The organism is Ruegeria sp. HKCCD6428 (assembly GCF_013110595.1).
Lineage (GTDB): Bacteria > Pseudomonadota > Alphaproteobacteria > Rhodobacterales > Rhodobacteraceae > Ruegeria.
On sequence record NZ_WVQX01000006.1, the window covers coordinates 155,280 to 176,974 of the forward strand.

22 protein-coding genes are annotated in these 21,695 nt (G+C 58.8%); 11 read left to right on the top strand and 11 right to left on the bottom strand.

Going from position 1 to position 21,695, the window contains the following annotated elements:
- Positions 1-178 precede the first annotated feature (178 nt).
- From GS620_RS14710 to GS620_RS14720, 3 genes are read right to left on the bottom strand one after another with little or no spacing between them, the layout of a single operon-like run.
- On the bottom strand, positions 179-1,333 hold the full coding sequence (locus tag GS620_RS14710) for a CCA tRNA nucleotidyltransferase (RefSeq protein ID WP_171616619.1): 1,155 nt from the start codon (positions 1,331-1,333) through the stop codon (positions 179-181).
- Positions 1,330-1,944, bottom strand: a complete 615-nt coding sequence (locus tag GS620_RS14715) for a CoA pyrophosphatase (RefSeq protein WP_152459591.1) — start codon at positions 1,942-1,944, stop codon at positions 1,330-1,332. Before GS620_RS14715 ends, GS620_RS14710 begins: the two co-directional genes overlap by 4 nt.
- Positions 1,919-2,905, bottom strand: coding sequence for an Hsp33 family molecular chaperone HslO (locus GS620_RS14720; RefSeq protein WP_171206492.1), 987 nt, complete (start codon positions 2,903-2,905; stop codon positions 1,919-1,921). Before GS620_RS14720 ends, GS620_RS14715 begins: the two co-directional genes overlap by 26 nt.
- Before the next feature lie 76 nt (positions 2,906-2,981).
- Here GS620_RS14720 and GS620_RS14725 point away from each other — a divergent pair, with 76 nt between their 5' ends.
- The gene (locus GS620_RS14725; protein ID WP_152459593.1) at positions 2,982-3,425 is read left to right on the top strand and encodes an NUDIX hydrolase; all 444 of its coding nucleotides are present in this window, start codon (positions 2,982-2,984) and stop codon (positions 3,423-3,425) included.
- Here GS620_RS14725 and GS620_RS14730 read toward each other — a convergent pair.
- Positions 3,422-4,696: a PP2C family protein-serine/threonine phosphatase gene (locus tag GS620_RS14730; RefSeq protein WP_171616621.1), complete on the bottom strand. Its 1,275-nt coding sequence runs from the start codon at positions 4,694-4,696 to the stop codon at positions 3,422-3,424. The genes GS620_RS14725 and GS620_RS14730 overlap by 4 nt on opposite strands.
- A 163-nt stretch (positions 4,697-4,859) precedes the next feature.
- On the opposite strand from GS620_RS14730, the gene GS620_RS14735 reads away from it, so the two are divergent.
- Positions 4,860-5,189 (top strand): Hpt domain-containing protein, encoded by a 330-nt coding sequence (locus GS620_RS14735; RefSeq protein WP_170345824.1) that lies wholly within the window; start codon positions 4,860-4,862, stop codon positions 5,187-5,189.
- Here the strand turns inward: GS620_RS14735 and ilvA are convergent.
- Positions 5,186-6,412: a threonine ammonia-lyase IlvA gene (gene ilvA / locus GS620_RS14740; protein WP_152459596.1), complete on the bottom strand. Its 1,227-nt coding sequence runs from the start codon at positions 6,410-6,412 to the stop codon at positions 5,186-5,188. The genes GS620_RS14735 and ilvA overlap by 4 nt on opposite strands.
- Before the next feature lie 58 nt (positions 6,413-6,470).
- A complete protein-coding gene (locus GS620_RS14745; RefSeq protein ID WP_371809810.1) occupies positions 6,471-7,178 on the bottom strand; it encodes a hypothetical protein in 708 nt (235 codons plus the stop codon).
- Positions 7,179-7,379: 201 nt separating this feature from the next.
- Here GS620_RS14745 and GS620_RS14750 point away from each other — a divergent pair, with 201 nt between their 5' ends.
- From GS620_RS14750 to msrA, 4 genes are all read left to right on the top strand, one after another.
- The gene (locus GS620_RS14750) at positions 7,380-8,606 is read left to right on the top strand and encodes an argininosuccinate synthase (protein ID WP_171230137.1); all 1,227 of its coding nucleotides are present in this window, start codon (positions 7,380-7,382) and stop codon (positions 8,604-8,606) included.
- 32 nt (positions 8,607-8,638) lie between these two features.
- Positions 8,639-9,043, top strand: a complete 405-nt coding sequence (locus GS620_RS14755; protein WP_152459940.1) for a DUF1810 domain-containing protein — start codon at positions 8,639-8,641, stop codon at positions 9,041-9,043.
- Positions 9,044-9,122: 79 nt separating this feature from the next.
- The gene (locus GS620_RS14760; protein ID WP_152459599.1) at positions 9,123-9,404 is read left to right on the top strand and encodes an SCP2 sterol-binding domain-containing protein; all 282 of its coding nucleotides are present in this window, start codon (positions 9,123-9,125) and stop codon (positions 9,402-9,404) included.
- 256 nt (positions 9,405-9,660) lie between these two features.
- The gene (msrA, locus tag GS620_RS14765; protein WP_371809812.1) at positions 9,661-10,266 is read left to right on the top strand and encodes a peptide-methionine (S)-S-oxide reductase MsrA; all 606 of its coding nucleotides are present in this window, start codon (positions 9,661-9,663) and stop codon (positions 10,264-10,266) included.
- On the opposite strand, the gene GS620_RS14770 is transcribed toward msrA, so the two are convergent.
- Both GS620_RS14770 and GS620_RS14775 read right to left on the bottom strand, forming a co-directional pair.
- Positions 10,263-11,135, bottom strand: coding sequence for a ribokinase (locus GS620_RS14770; protein WP_171616627.1), 873 nt, complete (start codon positions 11,133-11,135; stop codon positions 10,263-10,265). The two genes, msrA and GS620_RS14770, sit on opposite strands and share 4 nt — an antisense overlap.
- Before the next feature lie 3 nt (positions 11,136-11,138).
- Positions 11,139-13,394: an NADP-dependent malic enzyme gene (locus GS620_RS14775; RefSeq protein ID WP_171230141.1), complete on the bottom strand. Its 2,256-nt coding sequence runs from the start codon at positions 13,392-13,394 to the stop codon at positions 11,139-11,141.
- A 161-nt stretch (positions 13,395-13,555) separates the two neighbouring features.
- Between GS620_RS14775 and mutS the strand changes: the two genes are divergently transcribed.
- The gene (gene mutS / locus GS620_RS14780; protein ID WP_171616730.1) at positions 13,556-16,168 is read left to right on the top strand and encodes a DNA mismatch repair protein MutS; all 2,613 of its coding nucleotides are present in this window, start codon (positions 13,556-13,558) and stop codon (positions 16,166-16,168) included.
- Positions 16,169-16,226: 58 nt separating this feature from the next.
- Here the strand turns inward: mutS and GS620_RS14785 are convergent, their stop codons facing one another.
- Together GS620_RS14785 and hrcA are read right to left on the bottom strand one after the other, a co-directional pair.
- The gene (locus tag GS620_RS14785) at positions 16,227-16,790 is read right to left on the bottom strand and encodes a nucleotide exchange factor GrpE (RefSeq protein WP_171116719.1); all 564 of its coding nucleotides are present in this window, start codon (positions 16,788-16,790) and stop codon (positions 16,227-16,229) included.
- Positions 16,791-16,800: 10 nt separating this feature from the next.
- On the bottom strand, positions 16,801-17,865 hold the full coding sequence (hrcA, locus tag GS620_RS14790) for a heat-inducible transcriptional repressor HrcA (RefSeq protein WP_171616629.1): 1,065 nt from the start codon (positions 17,863-17,865) through the stop codon (positions 16,801-16,803).
- Positions 17,866-17,977: 112 nt separating this feature from the next.
- Between hrcA and rph the strand changes: the two genes are divergently transcribed.
- Genes rph through GS620_RS14810 form a run of 4 tightly spaced genes read left to right on the top strand, consistent with a single transcriptional unit; the run spans position 17,978 to position 20,802 of the window.
- Entirely contained in the window at positions 17,978-18,691 is a 714-nt protein-coding gene (gene rph / locus GS620_RS14795) for a ribonuclease PH (RefSeq protein ID WP_171230142.1), read from the top strand.
- Complete coding sequence (gene rdgB / locus GS620_RS14800) at positions 18,688-19,302, top strand: RdgB/HAM1 family non-canonical purine NTP pyrophosphatase (protein WP_171616631.1); 615 nt, start codon at positions 18,688-18,690, stop codon at positions 19,300-19,302. The genes rph and rdgB overlap by 4 nt, the downstream gene beginning before the upstream one ends.
- Positions 19,292-20,446: a radical SAM family heme chaperone HemW gene (hemW, locus tag GS620_RS14805; RefSeq protein WP_171616633.1), complete on the top strand. Its 1,155-nt coding sequence runs from the start codon at positions 19,292-19,294 to the stop codon at positions 20,444-20,446. Before rdgB ends, hemW begins: the two co-directional genes overlap by 11 nt.
- Positions 20,447-20,448: 2 nt before the next feature.
- Positions 20,449-20,802 (top strand): YbaN family protein, encoded by a 354-nt coding sequence (locus GS620_RS14810; protein WP_152459608.1) that lies wholly within the window; start codon positions 20,449-20,451, stop codon positions 20,800-20,802.
- On the opposite strand, the gene GS620_RS14815 is transcribed toward GS620_RS14810, so the two are convergent.
- On the bottom strand, positions 20,792-21,688 hold the full coding sequence (locus tag GS620_RS14815) for a ParB/RepB/Spo0J family partition protein (RefSeq protein ID WP_171616635.1): 897 nt from the start codon (positions 21,686-21,688) through the stop codon (positions 20,792-20,794). The genes GS620_RS14810 and GS620_RS14815 overlap by 11 nt on opposite strands.
- Between the last annotated feature and the right edge of the window lie 7 nt (positions 21,689-21,695).

The window sequence follows — 21,695 nt, forward strand, 5'->3', positions numbered from 1 at the left end:
ATTGAGCAGGAAAATAGACGTGCGAAGAAAGATGGCGCCTGAACACCACCCTTTACGGGGCAGGTGTCCCGGCTTTAGCCGAACCAGATCCCGTAATACATTCGCATTCCTCCATCCATGTGACAGGCGCAACTAAGCACAAAGGATCCGAGATGTCATCCCCTTTTGAGACTTCGCGCTAATGTGCCAACAACTCTTCGCGTGACAGCGAAAAACCGGATGCGATCCAGCGTTTTTCCAGCTCGGCCAGCTTCTTGCCCAGCGCCGGGCCGGTGAAGTTGGGGATCAGATCTCTGGCCTGGACAGGGAAACGCGCTGCTGCGCCTGCATGCAGATCGCGCCGCAAATCTTCGGACCAGGGTTGTTCCAGAAAGGCGCAGCGCAAAAGCGTCTCGTGCAATCCCCCTTCATCGCCATAGCGGTATCCCAGTTCAGCAATACTGGTTGTGGACTGTGCTTCTTCACGCATCCTGATCAGGCGTTGCAACTGCGAACGGCTCAACCGCAATGTCGCGGCATCATCGGGCGAGGCAATGGCTGCCAGACGACGCACCGGATCGGGATCGGCACCAGCCGCCTGTTCCAGCGCGATCAAAGGGGCCAAAGACCGATCGTCCGCCCCCGGCAACACCCGGGCCAAAACACCGGTACTGCGCATGGTCGCAACGGCAGGGGCCGGATCAGGCGATGCCAGCAATTTCAGCAGCTCTGCCCCGATCCGCTCGCGCGACAATGACTCCAGCCCGTCAAGATTGGCGCCGATGGCGGCCAGGGCATCGGGGTCGAAACCGCCATCCGGATCCCCGTACCAGGCGTGAAAACGGAAGTAGCGAAGCGAGCGGAGATAGTCTTCGCGAATGCGGTTCTCGACGGCTCCAATGAACCGCACCAACCGGGCCTCGAGGTCGGGAAGACCACCCAGAGGGTCCAGCACGGTGCCATCGGGTTGGGCATAGAGCGCGTTCATGGTGAAATCCCGTCGCGCCGCGTCTTCTTCGACATGATCGGAAAATGCCACCACCGCGCGACGGCCATCGGTTTCCACGTCACGGCGGAAGGTGGTAACCTCGTGCGGGATGCCCGCGCTGACCACCGTGATCGTACCATGCTCGATGCCGGTCGGAATGGCCCTGAGCCCGGCGGCCTGCGCCAGCTCGACGATCTGCCCGGGCCTTGCATCGGTGGCGATGTCGATATCCGACACTGGAGCACCAAGCAGCGCGTTGCGCACGCATCCACCCACGAAAAGCGCCTGAGCCCCGGATGAGGTCAGGGCCGAACAGACCTTTTGCGTCGCTGGTTCACTGATCCAAGCTTCGTCAATCAGCATCATTCATTCACCCGTGCAGCAAGCCCGCGCAATATGCGGGCGGTCGCGCCCCAAATGTAATAGGGGCCGTACGGAACTGCGTAGTATCTGCGTCTCTGGCCGCGCCATCGGCGCGACTCGACCAGATAATTCTCAGGATTCAAAAGATGGGCAAGGGGGGTCGAGAAAACTTCGTCCACTTCGCCGGGTTCAGGCACGGGTTGGAACCTGTCCCGCAAAACTGCGACAACCGGTGTTACTGTGAACGAGGTCACGGTCTCATGCGTCGGCAGAAATCCCAGGATCTCGGGCATTTCAGGGGGCAGGCCGATCTCTTCCTCAGCTTCCCGCAGAGCCGCAGCCGTAACATCAGCATCGGTTTCGTCCTGTTTGCCACCGGGAAAGGCGATCTGGCCCGGGTGATGCTTCAACGCGGATGAGCGTTTGGTCAGGATGACCTGCGGTGTGTCATCAGCCAGGGAAATGGCCACCAGAACACCGGCGGGTCGCAACCGTCGTCCGGGCGGCAGAACGGTATCCGGGTTCAAGTCAAAGTCGCTGGACCCGTGACCGGGGCGGCGCAGGGCCGCCCGGATCTTTTCAACCGGGTCATGCACCTTTGGGGTCTTCGGCATCGAATCCGACAGTTGCCGGGTCCAACACATAATGAGCCCCGCAGAACTGACAATCCGCGGTGACTTCGCCCTCGGGCGTGGTCATCTTTTCGATATCCTTGGCCGAATAGATCGACAGGCTCTGTCGCACACGATCCTCGGAACAGGTGCAGCCAAATTGCACGGACTGCGCATCATAGACACGCGGCTGTTCCTCGTGAAACAGGCGAACCAGAAGGTCGGTCGGCGCAACAGAGGGGCCGATCATCTCCAAATCCTCGACGGTATCCAGCAGGATATTGACGCGACCCCAGTTTTCACCTTCTTCGCCATCGACCAGATCGGCAGCGGTCAGGATGTCACCGGTTCCTTCACCCGACGCGGCAAAGGGCGACGCTTTGGGCATGTGTTGCAGCATGATGCCGCCTGCACGCCAATGCTCGCCCACGCCCGGCTCGGTCGATTTGCCGAAGCTCAGCGAAAACCGCGTCGGCAGCTGTTCGGATTGCGCAAAATACGACTCGGCGCAGGCGCTCAGCGATCCACCGGCCAGCGGAGTGATGCCCTGATACGGCTGCGTGCCCTCTCCCTGATCGATCATGATGGCAAAATACCCTTCGCCCACCTGATCGAAAGGCGCAGAATTGGAAAGCCGGTCCCGGTCAAAGCTGGCATAAGCCCGTATCTGGGCGGGCTGGCCCTCTTCCTGCGGCGCATAATAGTCGGTTGCGATCATGCGCACCGCCCCTTTGGACTGTACCTGCAACGACAGTTTCCAGCGCAACGCAACCGTTTGGCCGATCAACGCGGTCAGCAAGGCCATCTCGGCCACAAGCGCCTCGACCTGCTCGGGATAGTGATGCTGTTTCAGGATACCATCCAGCACGCCATCCAGACGGGCCACGCGGCCGCGCATGTCGGATGCATCAAGTTGAAAGGGCAGGACGGTATCGTCCCACGCGATTTTTGTTCCAAGAGACATGGGGTTTCCTTACACGCCACGGGTTGGCATACCGGCACCATATAGGTCGTACAGATCGGGTTGAAAGGGGCCATACATGATCAGGCGGTTCGGTGAAACCCCCGAGACGGGGCGGAAATACACCCGAAGGGTTGGCGTATATGCCCTTTTGCCACGTGGCGGTCAATTGCTGTTGACCTGTCAGACCGAACCGGGCCCGGATCTGCAATTGCCGGGTGGAGGCATCGATCCGGGCGAATCACCGATTTCGGCCTTGCATCGCGAAGTCTATGAAGAAACCGGGTGGCACGTTGCCAACCCGCGTCGCATCGGCGCTTTTCGCCGGTTCACCTATATGCCCGAATACGATCTGTGGGCCGAAAAGGTCTGCCTGATCTACCGCGCCCGTCCCGTACGCCGCAAAGGCCCGCCGAGCGAGGCATTCCACGAAGCACTGTGGATGGAAGCCGCCGATGCTGTTGAATTGCTGGGCAACGACGGTGACCGGCACTTTGCGGAAATGCATCTCAGTTCGCTTTAAGGCCCGTAATATTCAAAGAAAACGGCGGATACGTCATCCCCAATGCCGTCTTTGGGCGAAATCTCCTGGGTCAATCGCCAGAACATGTCGTCCAGAAACTCCGACCCGCCCTTTTCAGAAATGCACTGCTGGGCCATCTGTCGCAAACCGTCTTCCTCCAGCAAACCGCCTTCGGCAAGCTGACATTCGGTAAATCCGTCCGAATACACCAACAGTTTGTCGCCGGGTTTCATGTGAATCTCGATTTGCTGAAAACTCGCATCTTCGATCAGCCCGATCGGCAACCCGCCATCGCCCAGAAATTCAGTGCTGCCATCCTGCCGCAGCAGAAGCGGATACGGATGCCCGGCCTGCACCATCTTGAGATGCCCGTTTCGAAGATCCACAATGGCGTAGACCATCGTGAAATATTCCTCGATCCCTTCATCCGCCATTAATCGGGAATTGAGCATGCTTGCGACGTCTTCCGGAGGCAGCAGTGCATAGAATTTGTTGAACCTCTTCTCCATTGCGACATTTTGATCGAAATGCTTGCTGGAAAGATAACCGCCCAGACGCGCCGTCATCATGGCCGAGGTGATGCCATGTCCGGATACATCGATGCTGTAGAACCCCAGCCGATTGACCCCGGGCGAAAACATGCCAACAAGGTCTCCTCCGATATGGCCACAGGGTTTCAACAACAGGCTGACCCGGGATTTTCCAAAGCTCCGCGTAAATTCCGGGACCAGCGATTCCTGGATTTTTCGGGCCTGAATGAGGTCCTTGTCGATCGCGTCATGCGCCAGCCTGAGTTCTTCCAGCGCGGATTCGATCAGGCGGTTTTTCTGTGAAAGCTCGCGCTGCATGTCCAGAATGCGCGCGCCTGCGGATATGCGCGCCCGCAATTCATCCGCCTCAAGGGGTTTGATCAGAAAATCGTCTGCCCCGGCATCCAGTCCGCGCGCAACCTCCTGCTTTTCACTTTTGGAAGTCAGAAGGATGAAATAACAATATTGATCGGTATCCAGGGCGCGAAACGCATTGCAGAACTCAAGCCCGCTCATCCCCGGCATGACCCAATCGCTGAGAACAAGATCGGGCGGATCGTCCAGACAATGCGCCAGGGCGGCATCGCCCGTATCGGCCTCAACCACCTCAAAGCCCCATTTTCTGAGCGATGCGACCAGGATGCGCCGCTGCAGACGGCTGTCATCAACCACCAGCACCTTACGGATCGCGCCGAAATCCAGATCTGATCTGGTTTCCTTAAGACTCGCCCTTGGTACCATTTACCCTCTGACCTGATGCGTTCATTCATACAGGGCGATCCTAGTAGCGACGGTTTTAACATCCGGTGAAGACCGAAGGCCGCAATCCCGCTGGGCTGTTAACCCGGTTTTTACTGGTGTTGCCTATTCCTGAAAACGCATGTTCAACGGCAGGTGACGCAGTATGATCCACTGGGGCAGAGTCCGACAATTGCGGGACGAGGTTGGCCCGGATGAGTTTGATGAGGTGGTCGACATCTTTCTGGAAGAAGTGCAGGAGGTCATCGCCCGCTTGCATCAGGATACAAGCCGGTCCGAACTGGAACAGAATCTGCATTTCCTGAAGGGCAGCGCGCTCAGTCTTGGATTCGACCAGTTCTCGAAACTCTGTCAGGACGGCGAACGGCAGGCGGCCGCGGGTCAGGGCGAGGATGTCGATCTGCCCGCTATTCTGGCCGTATTTGACAGCTCGAAACAGAAATTCGAGGCTGAGCTGCGCCAGAATCTGGATTAAATCACGAACTGCGCCAGCGTTTCGTCTTCGGTTATATCGGTGTAGGTGAACCCTGCCTCATCCAGATGCGCAAACAGACGCATGAAGTTTTCAGGCTTGCGGGTTTCAATCCCGATCAGGACCGAACCGAAATTGCGCGCCGATTTCTTCATGTATTCAAAGCGGGCGATATCGTCCTCGGGGCCCAGAATACCCAGAAACTCCTTCAGCGCGCCGGGGCGCTGCGGCAGGCGCAAGATGAAATACTTCTTCACCCCGGAATAGCGTTGAGCGCGTTCTTTGACCTCGGGCAGGCGTTCGAAATCGAAATTGCCACCGGATGTCACGCAGACCACGGTCTTGCCCCGCACAAAGCTTTGGATATCGCCCACCGCTTCGATCGCCAGCGCGCCGGCGGGCTCCAGAACGATGCCTTCGACATTCAGCATCTCGATCATAGTTGTGCAGATTCGGTCCTCGGACAGAACCAGCACATCCGACAGGTGGCGTGATTTCAACAATTCGAACGGTTTCTCGCCGATGCGGCCGACCGCAGCGCCATCGACGAAGGTATCCACATGATCCAGCGACACTGGATGCCCCGCAGCCAGTGCAGCGCGCAAACAGGCACCTCCGGCCGGTTCGACAAACAGACAATGGCTGCGATCCCCGAACCATGTCGCCACGCCCGAGGACATGCCGCCGCCGCCAACCGGCAAAACGACGTGATCCGGCACACCGCCCATTTGCTCTTCGATCTCGACCGCCAATGAAGCCTGGCCTTCAATGACATCAGCGTCATCGAAGGGTGACAGGAAATACCCGCCCTGCTGCGCGCACCATGCTTGCGCGGCGGCCAGAGTATCGTCGAAATAGTCGCCAGTCAGGTGGATCTCGATATTGTCGCCGCCGAAAATGCGGGTCTTTTGAATTTTTTGCTGCGGCGTCGTCACCGGCATGAAGATCACGCCGCGCACGTCCAGATGCTTGCACATGAACGCCACGCCCTGCGCGTGGTTGCCAGCACTGGCACAGACGAACAGGTCCTGCCCCTGCTGCTTGCGCATGGCATTGAACGCACCACGGATCTTGTAGGACCGCACTGGGCTGAGGTCTTCGCGCTTGAGCCAGATATCGGCCCCATAACGGTCAGACAAATGGGCATTCCGTTGCAACGGTGTTGCCGGAAACACGGTGCGCATCGCCTGTTCGGCAGCGCGGGCGCAGGTCATGAAATCAGTCATGTCGATTTCCCTGCCCCATCATCGCGATAAGGGCAAGGAATACATATGTGTACGCCGCTCAGGACAGTTCGCGTTTTTCGATGAAGATTCCGTACATCGTGGTCAGGATACTGACATTGATCATCGGCAAAATGAGCGTGCCAAAGAACACGGTCAGCAATACGCCAAGCACCGGTATAAGTGCCAGAAGGGTGAAAGCCAGCTGCACCAGAATCTGGAACAGGAGGGCGACGAGTAGCAGCAACAAGATTGCACCGCTGACCCCGGATGTGTTGTTCCATGCCTCACCGATCGATATGGGATTTCCTATCGCCGCCGCGGGCAGGATAATTGACAGGCGATAGAAGCACACGACCAGAAAAACGGTGTAAACAATCATCAGAATGATCGAAAGCCCCGCAAGACTTTCGCCTAGTGCAGCAGCGACCAGACCCATGGGGATATACGCGATCACCATCAAAATCCCCAACATCAGAAAGCGACCGAAATAGGCAAGAATCCTGTCCAAGCGGAATGTCGGGAATATTCCCGTGGGATACTCTTCCAACAGGATGAAGCGGTGCCATGACACCGCAATCCAGAACATGGTGACGGACATTACCGCCAGCAAAACGACCACAAAAACAAAGGCTGAACCTGCGGTTGCACCTGACGGCAACGCGCCTGCATTGTCTTCAAGTGCCTCAAGCGGAATACCAAGCGCCAAGAACACGCCCACGATGATGATTGTCGCAATAAGAGCAGGGCCAACCGTAATCTGTAGCACCTGCTTGATGTTTCCAAATACCATCCGCACAGAATGCAAGAAAATCTGCCATCCCAACATTTGAAACCGCCCCTTCAACCAATGCTTGTTATTCTCTGCACCCGTTTCACCCCAATTCAGGTACTGCGTCAATCCTCACAACTTGCCCCCGCGCTCAAAACCCGCTAGGGGCCAATCGTTCTACGCATAAAGGGAAGTCAGATGTCCGCGCCCAAGAAAGTTGTTCTGGCCTATTCCGGTGGCCTTGATACCTCGATCATCCTGAAATGGTTGCAGACCGAATATGGTTGTGAAGTTGTAACCTTCACCGCCGATCTGGGTCAGGGTGAAGAGCTGGAGCCCGCTCGCCAAAAAGCTGAACTGCTGGGGATCAAGCCCGAGAACATCTATATCGAGGACATCCGCGAAGAATTCGTGCGCGATTTCGTCTTCCCGATGTTCCGCGCCAATGCGCAGTACGAGGGTCTGTACCTTCTGGGCACGTCCATTGCGCGCCCCCTGATTTCGAAACGTTTGGTCGAAATCGCCGAAGCCACCGGTGCTGACGCCGTGGCACATGGTGCGACCGGCAAGGGCAACGATCAGGTGCGGTTCGAACTGGCGGCCTATGCGCTGAACCCCGACATCAAAGTGATCGCACCCTGGCGCGAATGGGACCTGACCAGCCGGACCAAGCTGCTGGAATTTGCGGAACAGAACCAGATTCCGATTGCCAAGGACAAACGTGGCGAGGCGCCGTTTTCGGTCGATGCCAACCTGCTGCACACCTCGTCCGAGGGCAAGGTTCTGGAAGACCCCGCCGATATGGCGCCCGACTATGTCTATCAGCGCACCGTCCACCCCGAGGACGCGCCCGATCAGCCTGAATTCATCGAGATCGGCTTTGAAAAAGGCGACGCGGTCAGCATCAATGGCGAGGCGATGAGCCCCGCGACCATCCTGACCAAGCTGAACGAATATGGCGGCAAGCACGGCATCGGTCGTCTGGACCTTGTTGAAGGTCGCTTTGTCGGTATGAAGTCGCGCGGCATCTACGAAACTCCCGGCGGCACCATCCTGCTTGAGGCGCATCGTGGCATCGAATCCATCACCATGGACCGCGGCGCGATGCATCTGAAGGACCAGTTGATGCCGCAATATGCGGAACTGATCTACAACGGCTTCTGGTACTCGCCTGAACGTGAAATGCTGCAAGCTGCCATCGACAAGAGCCAGGAACACGTCACCGGCACCGTCCGCGTGAAGCTGTACAAGGGTCTGGCCTCGACCGTGGGCCGCTGGTCGGATCACTCGCTGTATTCCGAGGCGCATGTGACCTTCGAAGAAGACGCGGGTGCCTATGATCAGAAAGACGCCGCGGGCTTCATCCAACTGAACGCGTTGCGGCTGAAACTGCTGGCCGCGCGCGACAAGCGGTTGTCCAAGTGACCGAAGATGACGGTCTGAACGACGAACTGGAAATGTTCATCGAAGCGCAGGACACGGTCTGGGCCGATGTCCTGCGCGAACTGGAACAGGGGCAGAAGACCAGCCACTGGATGTGGTTCGTGTTTCCGCAACTGGCCGAGCTGGGCCAGTCTCATATGGCGCAGCTTTACGGCATCGAAGATCTGGATGAAGCCACGCGCTATCTGAACCACCCGGTACTGCGCCACCGTCTGACGCAAGCGGCCTCGTTGATGTTGCTGCATCAGGGGCGCGACGTCAGCGACATTCTGGGTGGTGTTGACGCGAAAAAGCTTCGCTCTTCGATGACATTGTTTTCCTCGGTGGCAGATGCTCCGGCCGAGTTTCAGGCAATTCTTGACGCTTTCTACGATGGCGAGCCTTGCGCGCGAACCGTTCAGAGCCTTGGCGCATCGTGATCGGAAGTTCCAGTCGGGTCAGCCTTGCCTGTTCGATACCTGACGTTTTACGCATTCGGAAACTGCGAAAGGAACCCGGATGCTTCAGCATATCGCCGATGAAATTCAAAAAGGCCTGAACGGCAAAACCTTTGACGGCTCATTGAAATTCGATTGTGGCGAGGACGGCGTGATTGTTCTGGCCGACAGTCAGGCATCGACACAGGACCAGGAAACGGATTGCACGATCCGCATCTCGCAGGACAACCTGACCAAGCTTCTGACCGGAAAACTGAACCCGATGACAGGTGTCGCTTTGGGCAAGCTCAAAATCTCGGGCAATATGGGCGTTGCGATGAAACTGGGGCAGTTGCTGGGTTAAGCCGAAGGCAGGTTCACCGCGGAATTCCACCTCGCCGGGGCGCCCTATCCCACCGCCAAGACGGCCTGCGCAAGCTGTTCCACCGACATCCGCCGCCGATAAACTTGCCTCACCAGCCCGTGACATCAGATGTCAGGCAATTGAATGTCATTCGGGTTCGAGTCACCTTGGTGCCGAAAGGAGACCCGACATGTCACGAACCGCTTTTCTGGAAGCCTTCAAACCGGCCATTTTGTTCACCCTGATCACACTTGCGATGATGCTGCGCGCCCTGCCTGCCCCCGCGGCAGGTGCCGAAACGCTGACAGTTGCAGGGGGGTGTTTCTGGTGTGTCGAGTCCGATTTTGAATCTGTACCGGGCGTTATCGGGGCCGTGTCGGGCTATACCGGCGGCAAATCGGCCAACCCCACCTATGATCAGGTCTCCAAAGGTGGCACCGGCCATTATGAAGCAGTTCAGATCACTTTTGACCCGGCGCGGGTGTCACGTGAAACACTGCTGAACATGTTCTTCCGATCGGTTGATCCGACGGACGCCGGCGGCCAGTTCTGCGACCGGGGCGACAGCTATCGAACTGCGATATTCGTCTCTAACACAGGCGAAAAAGCGTTGGCTGAACAGGCGAAGAAAGAAGCACAACGAGCCCTGGGTCAAAATGTTGTCACCCCGATCCTGAAGGCGGGCACGTTTTACCCTGCCGAGGCCTATCATCAGGATTACTACAAAGGGAACAAGCTGATCCTTACCCGCTTTGGGCCCAAACGTCAGCACAACGCCTATAAAGCATATCGCAAAGCCTGTGGCCGTGACGCGCGTGTCAAACAGCTTTGGGGTTCAGATGCGCCTTTCGCCGGGTCTTAATCAAAGGTCGCGTCGCGCACTTCTCTCAGATCAGGAATGACATCCGCGGTTCCGTGCCGCGTGACCATCAGGGCAGCGGCGCGGTTCGCTTGCAGAATGGCCTGTTCCATCGGCATTCCGCGATCCATTCCAGCCAGCACGTAGCCGGTAAATGTATCACCTGCCCCGGTGGTATCCACGGCCTGAACCTTGTGGGCCGCAAATTCCACCGGGTCTTTGCCCTGCTGCAAATACCGGGCACCTTTTGAGCCCAGCGTGACAATGACATGCCGCACGGGCAGATCAGCCGCACCCATCCCGGTTTCCTGCCGCAATTGTTCGGCCTCGATCTCGTTCAGGATCAGGAAATCCAGATAGGGCAGAACCGCCTGAACCGCCTGTGCTTGAAACGGCGCGGCGGCATAACACACGGTCAATCCAAGTTTGCGCCCGAATTGCGCGGCTTCGACCTGTGCGTTGGTTTCATTCTGCAAGATCAGCAGATCACCGGTGCTTGCCGATGACAGCGCCTGCCCCAGATGGCTGACATCCAAGGCGTGGTTGGCCCCCGGATAGAGGATGATCAGGTTCTCACCCTCGGCGTCCACCGCAATGATCGCATGCCCCGTCGGCGGATCCACCTCAGAGATATAGCGTGTGTCCACGCCATATTCCGTCAGTCGATCCTTCGCCCAGCGCCCATCATGCCCAACGGCGCCGATATGGCTGACGCGTGATCCGGCCCGCGCAGCCGCCACTGACATATTGGCACCTTTTCCGCCAAGGAACCGGTCCAGCCCGTGGGCGGCCAGAGTTTCCCCTGGCGCAGGCAGATGCGGCAGGTCATAAACCATATCCGCGTTGATTGAGCCGAGGTTCCAGATTGTCATGGCTTATCCGATGTCGCACGAGGCCAGAATGGCCATGTTCAGAATATCGTTCGCGGTTGAGACGGTCGAGCAAATCTGAATCGGCTTGTCGACGCCCGACAGGATCGGCCCGATCACGGTGGCACCGCCCATTTCCTGCATCAGCTTGGTTGAAATCGACGCCGAGTGTCGTGCGGGGACGATCAGGATGTTCGCAGGCCCAGTCAGGCGTGAAAACGGATAGGCCGCCTGCTGATCCACGTTCAGGGCAACATCCACTGTCATTTCGCCCTCATACTCGAAATCGACACCGCGCTGGTCCAGAACCGCCGGCGCTCGGTGCATCTTCTCGGCACGTTCCGAAACCGGGTATCCAAATGTCGAGAAGCTGACAAAAGCAACCCGGGGCTCCAGACCCATATGTCGGGCCACTGCTGCGGAACGCTCGGCAATGTTGGCCAAATCGTTTTCATCCGGCCATTCATGCACCAGTGTATCACCGATCAGAACGATCCGGCCTTTATGCAGAAGTGCCGTCACACCGGCAGCACCATGGGCGGCATCGGCATCGAAGACATGATTGATACGATCAATTACGTGTGCCGATTTTCGTGTTGCACCTGTGACCAACCCGTCTCCGTGGCCATGGGCCAGCATCAGGGATGAGAACACATGGCGGTCCCGCGCGGCCAGTCGGTGAATATCCTTGCGGTCAAAGCCTTTACGCTGCAAACGCTCATAGAGGAAATTCGAATAGGTCTCGAGATGCGCGGTGTTGGCAGCGTTCACAACCTCGATTTCCCGCACAGCATCACCAAGACCGGTGGCTTCCAGTTTGTCTTTAACATCATCTGCCCGACCGACCACGAGCGCCTTACCAAAGCCTGAACGTTGGTACATGACGGCGGCACGCAGCACGCGGGGATCATCGCCCTCGGCAAAAATCATGCGGCTTTGCGCCTGTCGCGCCCGGGCGTTCAGCCCGCGCAGGATGCTTGCGGTCGGGTCCATCCGGGACTTCAGGCTCAGCTCATATGCGTCCATGTCGATGATCGGACGGCGGGCCGCGCCGGTATCCATTCCTGCCTTGGCAACAGCGGGCGGGATACGGTGGATCAGGCGCGGATCAAACGGCGTGGGAATGATGTAGTCGCGCCCGAAGGTCAGCGATTTGCCATAAGCCATCGCGACCTCATCCGGTACATCTTCGCGCGCCAGATTGGCGAGTGCATGGGCACAGGCGATCTTCATCTCGTCATTGATGGCGCGGGCGTGAATGTCCAGCGCGCCGCGGAACAAATAGGGAAAGCCCAGAACGTTGTTGACCTGGTTCGGATAATCGCTGCGCCCGGTCGCCACGATGGCGTCCACACGGACCTCGTGCGCCTCTTCCGGGGTGATTTCCGGATCGGGGTTGGCCATGGCGAAGATCACCGGATTATCGGCCATGCTTGCGACCATCTCCTGCGTGACCGCGCCCTTGACCGACACGCCCAGAAACACGTCCGCGCCCTTCATGGCCTCTTCCAGAGTCCGCAGATCCGTGGTGATCGCATGTGCCGATTTCCACTGGTTCATGCCCTCGGTACGGCCCTGATAGATCACGCCCTTTGTGTCGCAGACGATGCAGTTTTCATGGCGGGCGCCCATCGCCTTGAGCAATTCGATACAGGCGATCCCTGCCGCCCCGGCCCCGTTCAGAACGATCTTCACATCCTCGATCTTCTTGCCCGAGATATGCAGCGCATTGATCAAACCGGCCGCGCAAATCACGGCCGTGCCGTGCTGGTCGTCGTGAAAGACGGGGATGTCCATCTCTTCCTTCAGGCGCTGTTCGATGATGAAACATTCGGGCGCCTTGATGTCTTCCAGGTTGATACCGCCGAAGGTCGGCCCCATCAGTCGCACCGCGCGGCAGAATTCATCCGGGTCTTCGGTGTCCAGCTCGATATCGATCGAGTTCACGTCGGCGAACCGCTTGAACAGAACGGATTTCCCCTCCATCACCGGTTTCGAGCCCAGCGCGCCAAGGTTGCCAAGACCCAGAACCGCTGTTCCGTTCGAGATCACAGCAACCAGATTGCCCTTGTTGGTATAATCATATGCGGTTTCCGGTGCCTCAGCGATCGCTTCACATGGGACGGCCACACCCGGGCTGTAGGCCAATGACAGATCCCGCTGCGTGGTCATCGGGACGGTGGCTTGCACCTCCCACTTGCCGGGGGTCGGGTCAAGGTGAAAGGCCAGCGCCTCTTCTTTGGTGATCTTCGCTTTGGGCATCGGATATGTCGTTTCTTTACATCTGTTGGGCTTTTGCCTCATAGCGCAGGCAAAGGCGCGTCTCAACGACAATACGTTTTCACCTTTCGTCGCAGGGGCCGGGTTTGTAAGGTCGCGCCGGAATACGCCAGAGGGGAGCAGCCTTGTCCAACGTCACGCCGATGATGGCGCAATACCTGGAAATCAAAGAGGCCCACGCGGATGCCCTGCTGTTTTACCGCATGGGCGATTTCTACGAGATGTTCTTTGAAGACGCCGTGAACGCCGCCGAGGCGCTGGACATCGCCCTGACCAAGCGCGGCAAACACAATGGCGAAGATATTCCGATGTGCGGCGTGCCGGTGCATTCGGCCGAAGGCTATCTGCTGACGCTGATCCGCAAGGGCTTTCGCGTCGCCGTCTGCGAACAGATGGAAAGCCCGGCCGAGGCCAAGAAAAGAGGCTCTAAATCGGTGGTAAAGCGCGATGTCGTGCGCCTTGTCACCCCCGGCACCCTGACCGAGGACGCGCTGTTGGAGGCGCGCCGCCACAACTTTCTGGCCGCCTATGCCGAGGTGCGCGACGAGGCCGCGCTGGCCTGGGCGGACATATCGACCGGGGCGTTTCACGTGATGCCGCTGACCTCGGTCCGGCTGAGCCCCGAGCTGGCCCGGCTGGCCCCGTCGGAACTGATCGTGGCAGACAACGTGCAGGAAAAACTGAATGAGCCGGTCCGCGATTTGGGTATTTCTCTCACCCCTGTCGGACGGGCGAGTTTTGACAGCACGGCGGCTGAAAAACGCATCTGCGGGTTGTTTCACGTGGGCGCGCTGGACGCGTTCGGAAGCTTTGGACGCGCCGAAGTGTCCGCGATGGGCGCGCTGATCGATTATCTGGAGATCACACAGAAGGGCAAATTGCCCCTGTTGCAAACGCCGCTGAAAGAATCCGAAGATCGCGTCGTGCAGATCGACGCGGCCACCCGCCGCAACCTTGAACTGACACGATCTTTGTCGGGCGGGCGGGCCGGATCGCTGCTGTCGGTGGTGGACCGGACCGTAACCCCGGGCGGTGCGCGCCTGCTGGAACAACGCCTGTCCAGCCCCTCGCGCAATCTTGATGTCATCCACGCGCGGCTGGACGCGGTCGATTTTGCCGCCCAGGACAGCCTGATCACCGCCGATCTGCGCGAGGCGCTGCGCAAGACGCCCGATCTGGACCGCGCCTTGTCGCGCCTGTCGCTGGACCGAGGCGGCCCGCGCGACTTGGCCGCCATCCGCAACGGGCTGACCCAAGCCGCAGCGATCGCCGGGATTTGCGAAGGTCAAGACCTGCCGGTGCTGCTGGCGACTGCGGTGCAGAACCTTGTGGGATTCGACGATCTGCTCGACCTGCTGGATCAGGCGCTGGTCGCCGACCCGCCGCTGCTGGCGCGCGATGGCGGCTTCATCGCGCCGGGCTTTGACGCCGAACTGGACGAGGCCCGCACCCTGCGGGACGAAGGCCGCTCGGTCATTGCCGGGTTTCAGCAGAAATACGCCGAACACACCGGCATCGCCTCGCTGAAAATTAAGCACAACAACGTGCTGGGCTATTTCATCGAAACCACGGCCACCCATGCCGAAAAGATGCTGAACCCGCCCTTCAGCGAGACCTATATCCACCGCCAGACCACCGCCAACCAGGTGCGGTTCACCACGGTTGAGCTCAGCGAGATCGAAACCCGCATCCTGAACGCCGGCAACCTGGCTCTTGAGATCGAAAAAAGGCTCTATCAAAGGCTTTCTGATGAGATTTTGAGCTTCGCTGCGCGACTTAATCAAGCCGCCCGAGGGCTGGCCGAACTGGATCAGACCACCGCGCTGGCAGATCTGGCCCGCGGAGAAAACTGGTGCAGACCACAGGTAGACGCCTCCCGGGCGTTCAGTGTTCAGGGCGGTCGGCATCCGGTGGTAGAGCACGCGCTGCGCCAGCAAAACGGTGATGCCTTCATCGCCAATGACTGCGACCTCAGCGCCCAGGACGGCGCCGCCATCTGGTTGCTGACCGGCCCCAACATGGCCGGTAAGTCGACCTTCCTGCGCCAGAATGCGCTGATCGCCCTGTTGGCCCAGATGGGCAGCTACGTCCCGGCCGAGCAAGCTCATATCGGCGTGGTCAGCCAGCTTTTCAGCCGCGTGGGCGCCTCTGACGATCTGGCAAGGGGCCGGTCGACATTCATGGTCGAGATGGTGGAAACCGCGGCCATCCTCAACCAGGCCGATGACCGGGCGCTGGTGATCCTCGACGAAATCGGGCGTGGCACCGCCACCTATGACGGCCTGTCCATCGCCTGGGCCACGCTGGAACATCTGCACGCCGCCAACCGCTGCCGCGCGCTGTTTGCCACGCATTACCACGAGCTGACCGCGCTGGCCGGCAAGCTGGAGGGCGTCGAAAACGCCACCGTCGCGGTCAAGGAATGGGACGGCGAGGTGATATTCCTACACGAGGTCCACAAGGGCGCCGCCGACCGCTCCTATGGCGTGCAGGTCGCGCAATTGGCCGGGCTGCCCGCATCCGTGGTCGAACGCGCCCGCGTGGTTCTGGACCAGTTGGAGAAAACGGAACGTGAGGGCGGCAAGCAGAAGGCGCTGATCGACGATCTGCCGCTGTTTTCGGCCGCACCGCCCCCGCCGCCGGTCCCGAAAGCGTCGCCCGTCACCGATATGCTGGACCAGATCCTGCCGGACGACCTGACCCCGCGCGAAGCCCTCGATCTGATCTACAAACTGAAAGAGGCGGCCAGATCCTGACCGCCCCTTCATCTTTTCCCAAATACTCTCGCCGAAGGCACGCGCCCTTGGGCGCGTATCAGCTTGCCGGGGTTGACGACACGCCCACCTGCGCCGGGCGCAGCAGACGATCGTGCAACATAAACCCTTCGGCGGACACCTGAATGATGTCTCCTGCCTTGGTTCCTGGAACAGGCGCCTCGAACATGGCCTCATGCACGTTCGGATCAAACCGGTCGCCCACTTCGGGTGTGATCACTTCGATTCCGTGCTTCTGGAACACATCCTTCAAAGCGCGCATGGTCAATTCGACGCCTTCCAGCAGACCAGCAGCCACTTCTTTCTGCTCATCCGTCGCAGCTTCAAGGGCGCGTTTCATGTTGTCATAGACGGGCAGCATATCGCGGGCCAGCTTGGACCCGCCATACTGTTCCGCATCGCGGCGCGCCTTGTCGCTGCGCTTGCGCATGTTTTCGGCATCCGCCAGCGCGCGCATGAACTTGTCTTTATAGTCATCCCGTTCGGCCCGCAGCGCGTCCAGTTCCAGTTCTTCTTCGCTGATATCCATCAGCTCTTCGGCCAGCTCTTCGGCCTCGGCGGTTGCGATATCGTCCAGAAAATCTTCGTTCTTCGGCTCTGCCATCTTTTACCCTCTAGCTCCGGTCGGATATCAGCTTGCCGACCAGTTGCGCCGTATAATCCACGATCGGTACGATCCGCCCATAATTCAGACGTGTGGGTCCGATAACCCCCACCGCACCGATTATCTTTCGATCAGCGTTCATATAAGGAGACACCACCAAAGAGGAACCCGAAAGTGAGAAAAGTTTGTTCTCAGACCCGATAAAAATGCGCACACCCTCGCCTTCTTCGGTCAATTCAAGGAATTCGGCGATGTCTCGCTTGCGCTCAAGGTCATCGAACAGGGTGCGGATGCGGTCAAGTTCCTCGGCCTGACCGGGTTCGTTCAACAGATTCGCGCGCCCGCGCACGATCAAACGGGCCGAGTCGCTTCCGTCTCCGTCCCAAACGGCCATTCCGCTTTCGACCATCTCACGGGCCAGAGTGTCGATTTCCTGCTTGCGCGCATCGATCTGCGTCTGCATTTGCCGCCGCACTTCGCTGAGTGTCCGCCCCTCGATAAGTGCGTTCAGGAAATTCGCGGCCTCGCGCATGGAACTTGGCGTTTGCCCAGGTGGCGGCGTGAACAGCCGGTTTTCCACATGACCGTCCGAGAAAACCAAAACCACCAAAGCCCGATCATGGCCCAGAGAAACAAATTCGATATGTTTAATTTCCGATTCACGCTTGGGCGTCAGAACCAGCGAGGCCCCTTGTGTCACGTTCGACAAGGCAGAGCCGACACGGTCCAGCATTCCACCGACATCACCCGTGTTAGAGCCTAATGTCTGCTCCAGTTTCTGCCGGTCATCGGCACCCAGGTCGCCGACCTCAAGCAATCCGTCCACAAACATTCGCAGGCCTTGCTGCGTCGGGATTCGGCCGGCGCTGACATGGGGGCTATCCAGAAGGCCCAGAAATTCCAGATCCTGCATCACATTGCGGACAGTTGCAGCGCTGACTTTTTCTGACAACGTACGCGTCAAAGTACGGCTGCCGACGGGCTCTCCGCTTTCCAGATAGCTCTCGACAATCAGCCGGAACACTTCGCGTGACCGGTCGTTCATCTCGTCCAGAATCTTGCTCGCTTCGCTCATCCGTGTTCCCCTGCTCGTTTGTCATTAAATAGCAGGCAAATGAAAGGTCAATCGGGGTTGCATCGTAACGCTGCGGGGCGTTATCCCCAACCCAGCAAACAAAGGAATTCCGATGCGACCCTCTGGAAGAGATTTAAGTGAAATGCGCGCCGTTTCAATCGAGACGGGAGTCACGAAACATGCCGAAGGTTCCTGCCTGATCAAAATGGGCGACACGCATGTTCTGTGCACCGCTACGATCGAAGATCGCGTGCCGCCGTTTATCAAGGGCTCGGGCCTCGGATGGGTCACAGCCGAATACGGCATGCTGCCCCGTGCCACCAATACGCGGATGCGGCGCGAGGCGGCCGCGGGTAAACAAGGGGGCCGCACGGTCGAAATCCAGCGCCTGATCGGCCGCGCCCTGCGCGCCGGCGTCGATCGGGTTGCTCTGGGCGAGCGTCAAATCACCGTGGACTGTGATGTGATCCAGGCCGATGGCGGCACCCGCTGCGCGTCAATCACCGGCGGCTGGGTCGCGCTGCGTCTGGCGGTGAACAAGCTGATGAAGACCGGCGACGTGATCTCCGACCCGTTGGTTGATCCGGTCGCGGCCGTGTCCTGTGGCGTATATGCAGGTCAGCCAGTACTGGACCTTGATTATCCCGAAGACAGCGAAGCGGGCGTAGATGGAAACTTCATCATGACCGGATCCGGCAAACTGATCGAAGTGCAGATGAGTGCTGAAGGCTCGGTCTTTAGCCGCGCTCAGATGGATCAACTGATGGATCTGGCCGAAAAAGGCGTCGGTGAACTGGCCGCAGCGCAAAAGGCCGCCACCGCATGACCCGCAAGTTCGACGGCGACAGGTTGCTGGTCGCCACCCACAACAAAGGCAAGCTTGAGGAGATGGCCCATCTGCTCGAGCCCTTTGGCGTGACGGTCGTGGGCGCGCCCGAGATGGACCTGCCCGAGCCGGAAGAGACTGAAGACACATTTGTCGGCAACGCCCGGATAAAGGCTCACGCCGCCGCACAGGCCACCGGACTGCCCGCCCTGTCCGACGATTCCGGGATCACCATCGACGCGCTGGATGGCGCGCCGGGCGTGTACACGGCTGATTGGGCCGAAACCGGAAATGGCCGCGATTTTCTGATGGCCATGACCCGCGCCCATGATGAGCTCGAAGCAAAAAGCGCACCGCATCCCCGCACGGCCCAATTCCGCTGCACTCTGGTTCTGGCCTGGCCCGACGGGCACGACGAGGTGTTCGAAGGCGTCGCGCCCGGTCATCTGGTCTGGCCGATCCGCGGCAAGGATGGGTTCGGCTATGACCCGATGTTTGTCCCCGACGGCTACGACATTACCTTTGCCGAGATGGATCGCTGGGAAAAGAACAAGATCAGCCATCGCGGTCGCGCGGTGGAAATGTTCGTGAAAGGCTGCTTTGGCGGATGATTGGCGCAACGGGGGCTTTGGCCTGTACGTGCATTGGCCCTTTTGCGAGGCCAAATGCCCCTATTGCGACTTCAACAGCCACGTTTCCAGAAATATTGATCAAAATCAATGGCTTAACGCCTATCTGTCCGAGCTTCACCGATCCGCTGCCGAAACGCCCGATCGGGTTCTGAACACGATCTTCTTTGGCGGCGGCACCCCGTCGCTGATGGCGCCCGAAACCGTGGCCGCCGTGATCGACACCGCCCGCGCCCTGTGGCGGCCCGCCAATGACATGGAAATCACCCTCGAGGCCAATCCCGGTTCGGTCGAGGCCGGGCGGTTCGCCGCCTATCGCGATGCAGGCGTGAACCGGGTTTCGATGGGCATTCAGGCGATGAATGACGAAGACCTGAGGCGGCTGGGCCGCATCCACACCGCGGCAGAGGCCCGCGCCGCCTTTGACATCGCCCGCAACTGTTTCAACCGGGTCAGCTTTGACCTGATCTATGCGCGCCAACACCAGACACTGGACGCCTGGCAAGAGGAACTGACCCAAGCGCTATCGATGGCCATCGACCACCTGTCGCTCTATCAATTGACGATCGAAGACGGGACGGCCTTTGGGGATCGATACGCCGTCGGTAAGTTACGCGGCCTGCCCGAAGATGACAGTGCCGCCGACATGTATCTGGCCACGCAGGAAATCTGCGAAGCACATGGCTTGCCGGCCTATGAAGTTTCGAACCATGCCCGACCGGGCGCAGAGTCGCAGCACAACCTGATTTACTGGCGGTATGGCGACTATGTGGGCATCGGCCCCGGCGCCCATGGGAGGATTACCCTGAATGGTCAGAAATACGCGACCGAAACCTATCTGAACCCCCAGCGTTGGCTTGATGCCGCCAATCAAGGCAATGGTGAAAAGAACCGCAGCGCGTTGCCCCTTGAAGATCAGGCAAATGAATACCTTATGATGGGTATGAGAATTACTGAGGGACTAGATATGGACAGGTGGCAAAGTTTGTCTGGCCGCTCTCTTCCCTCTGAAACCATAGATCATCTGACCGACATCAACATGGTTCGGCGCAGCAACGGGCGCCTCATCGCCACATCAGATGGACGCGCCGTATTGAACGCAGTCATCCGGGAGCTGTTGGACTGAGCATGCAGTATCTTTGGGCCGGACTGGGATTGCTTTGTGTTGCCATGGCGGCTGTTGGGGTTGTCCTGCCCCTTCTTCCTACGGTGCCTTTTCTTCTGCTTGCCGCGTTTTTCTTCGCCCGCTCATCCTCGCGGCTGCACAATTGGCTTGTGACCCATAACCTTTTTGGGCCACTGATTCTTGATTGGCAAAGCTCCGGCGCCATTCGACCAGCCGCAAAAAAGGCGGCAACCGTCTCGATCGCCGCCGTTTTCGGACTCTCTGTTTTGTTGTCAGCACCGCTTTTCGTGTTGATCATTCAGGCGGTTGTGCTGGGCGGTGTCATGATCTTTATCTGGTCACGTCCTAACGGCTGAGCTTGGCGCACAAGTCGTCCAACTGATCCAGATTTTCGTAGGTCAGAACAACTTGTCCCGTTTCCGTTCCGGCCTTGTGATTGATTGACACTTTCATCGCCAGGATCGCGGACAGGTCTTTTTCCAAGGCACGTGTGTCTGCATCCTTTCCGGCATCCAGATTTCTGGAGCGGGGTGCAGAACGCTCGGCACTGCCTTGCTGCTGTTTTTTGACCAAAGCCTCGGTTGCGCGCACCGACAAGCCATCCTTGACGATCTGTTTCGCAAGTTCCGACGGATTTTCCGCCGTAATCAGTGCCCTGGCGTGCCCCGCAGACAATTTACCTTCAATAACAAGGGTTTGCACATCCAACGGCAAGGACAGAAGCCGCAAAAGATTTGCGATGTGGCTGCGGCTTTTGCCCAGGGCCTCGGCAAGCTTTTCCTGTGTATGACCAAATCGGTCCATCAACTGCTTGTAGCCGGCGGCCTCTTCCACCGCGTTCAGATCCGCGCGTTGGATGTTTTCGATAATCGCAACTTCCAACACTTCCGTATCATCGAATTCACGCACAATCACCGGGATATCATGCAGCTGCGCCATCTGCGCCGCACGCCAACGGCGTTCCCCCGCGACGATTTCGTATTCATCGGGCCCCGTCGCGCGAACGATCAACGGCTGAATGATACCTTTTTCCTTGACCGACGCTGCCAGCTCGTCCAACTGCTCGGGCATGAATGTCCGGCGCGGCTGGTTGGGGTTGGCTTTGAGCTTTTCAATCGGGACTTTCAGATCCGGTCTGCGTGCATCCGTTGAAATCCGGCCTTCTGATTCAGGATTCACATCCGCCATAAGGGCAGACAACCCCCGCCCCAAACCTCTGGACTTTGCTTTCTTGGCGCTCATGTCGCCC

Excerpts from the sequence above, each read along its gene's own strand:
- GS620_RS14710 (WP_171616619.1), bottom strand. The coding sequence starts at position 1,333 with ATGATGCTGATTGACGAAGCTTGGATCAGTGAACCAGCGACGCAAAAG.
- GS620_RS14715 (WP_152459591.1), bottom strand. The coding sequence starts at position 1,944 with ATGCCGAAGACCCCAAAGGTGCATGACCCGGTTGAAAAGATCCGGGCG.
- GS620_RS14720 (WP_171206492.1), bottom strand. The coding sequence starts at position 2,905 with ATGTCTCTTGGAACAAAAATCGCGTGGGACGATACCGTCCTGCCCTTT.
- GS620_RS14725 (WP_152459593.1), top strand. The coding sequence starts at position 2,982 with ATGATCAGGCGGTTCGGTGAAACCCCCGAGACGGGGCGGAAATACACC.
- GS620_RS14730 (WP_171616621.1), bottom strand. The coding sequence starts at position 4,696 with ATGGTACCAAGGGCGAGTCTTAAGGAAACCAGATCAGATCTGGATTTC.
- GS620_RS14735 (WP_170345824.1), top strand. The coding sequence starts at position 4,860 with ATGATCCACTGGGGCAGAGTCCGACAATTGCGGGACGAGGTTGGCCCG.
- ilvA (WP_152459596.1), bottom strand. The coding sequence starts at position 6,412 with ATGACTGATTTCATGACCTGCGCCCGCGCTGCCGAACAGGCGATGCGC.
- GS620_RS14750 (WP_171230137.1), top strand. The coding sequence starts at position 7,380 with ATGTCCGCGCCCAAGAAAGTTGTTCTGGCCTATTCCGGTGGCCTTGAT.
- GS620_RS14755 (WP_152459940.1), top strand. The coding sequence starts at position 8,639 with ATGTTCATCGAAGCGCAGGACACGGTCTGGGCCGATGTCCTGCGCGAA.
- GS620_RS14760 (WP_152459599.1), top strand. The coding sequence starts at position 9,123 with ATGCTTCAGCATATCGCCGATGAAATTCAAAAAGGCCTGAACGGCAAA.
- msrA (WP_371809812.1), top strand. The coding sequence starts at position 9,661 with ATGATGCTGCGCGCCCTGCCTGCCCCCGCGGCAGGTGCCGAAACGCTG.
- GS620_RS14770 (WP_171616627.1), bottom strand. The coding sequence starts at position 11,135 with ATGACAATCTGGAACCTCGGCTCAATCAACGCGGATATGGTTTATGAC.
- GS620_RS14775 (WP_171230141.1), bottom strand. The coding sequence starts at position 13,394 with ATGCCCAAAGCGAAGATCACCAAAGAAGAGGCGCTGGCCTTTCACCTT.
- mutS (WP_171616730.1), top strand. The coding sequence starts at position 13,556 with ATGATGGCGCAATACCTGGAAATCAAAGAGGCCCACGCGGATGCCCTG.
- GS620_RS14785 (WP_171116719.1), bottom strand. The coding sequence starts at position 16,790 with ATGGCAGAGCCGAAGAACGAAGATTTTCTGGACGATATCGCAACCGCC.
- hrcA (WP_171616629.1), bottom strand. The coding sequence starts at position 17,865 with ATGAGCGAAGCGAGCAAGATTCTGGACGAGATGAACGACCGGTCACGC.
- rph (WP_171230142.1), top strand. The coding sequence starts at position 17,978 with ATGCGACCCTCTGGAAGAGATTTAAGTGAAATGCGCGCCGTTTCAATC.
- rdgB (WP_171616631.1), top strand. The coding sequence starts at position 18,688 with ATGACCCGCAAGTTCGACGGCGACAGGTTGCTGGTCGCCACCCACAAC.
- GS620_RS14810 (WP_152459608.1), top strand. The coding sequence starts at position 20,449 with ATGCAGTATCTTTGGGCCGGACTGGGATTGCTTTGTGTTGCCATGGCG.
- GS620_RS14815 (WP_171616635.1), bottom strand. The coding sequence starts at position 21,688 with ATGAGCGCCAAGAAAGCAAAGTCCAGAGGTTTGGGGCGGGGGTTGTCT.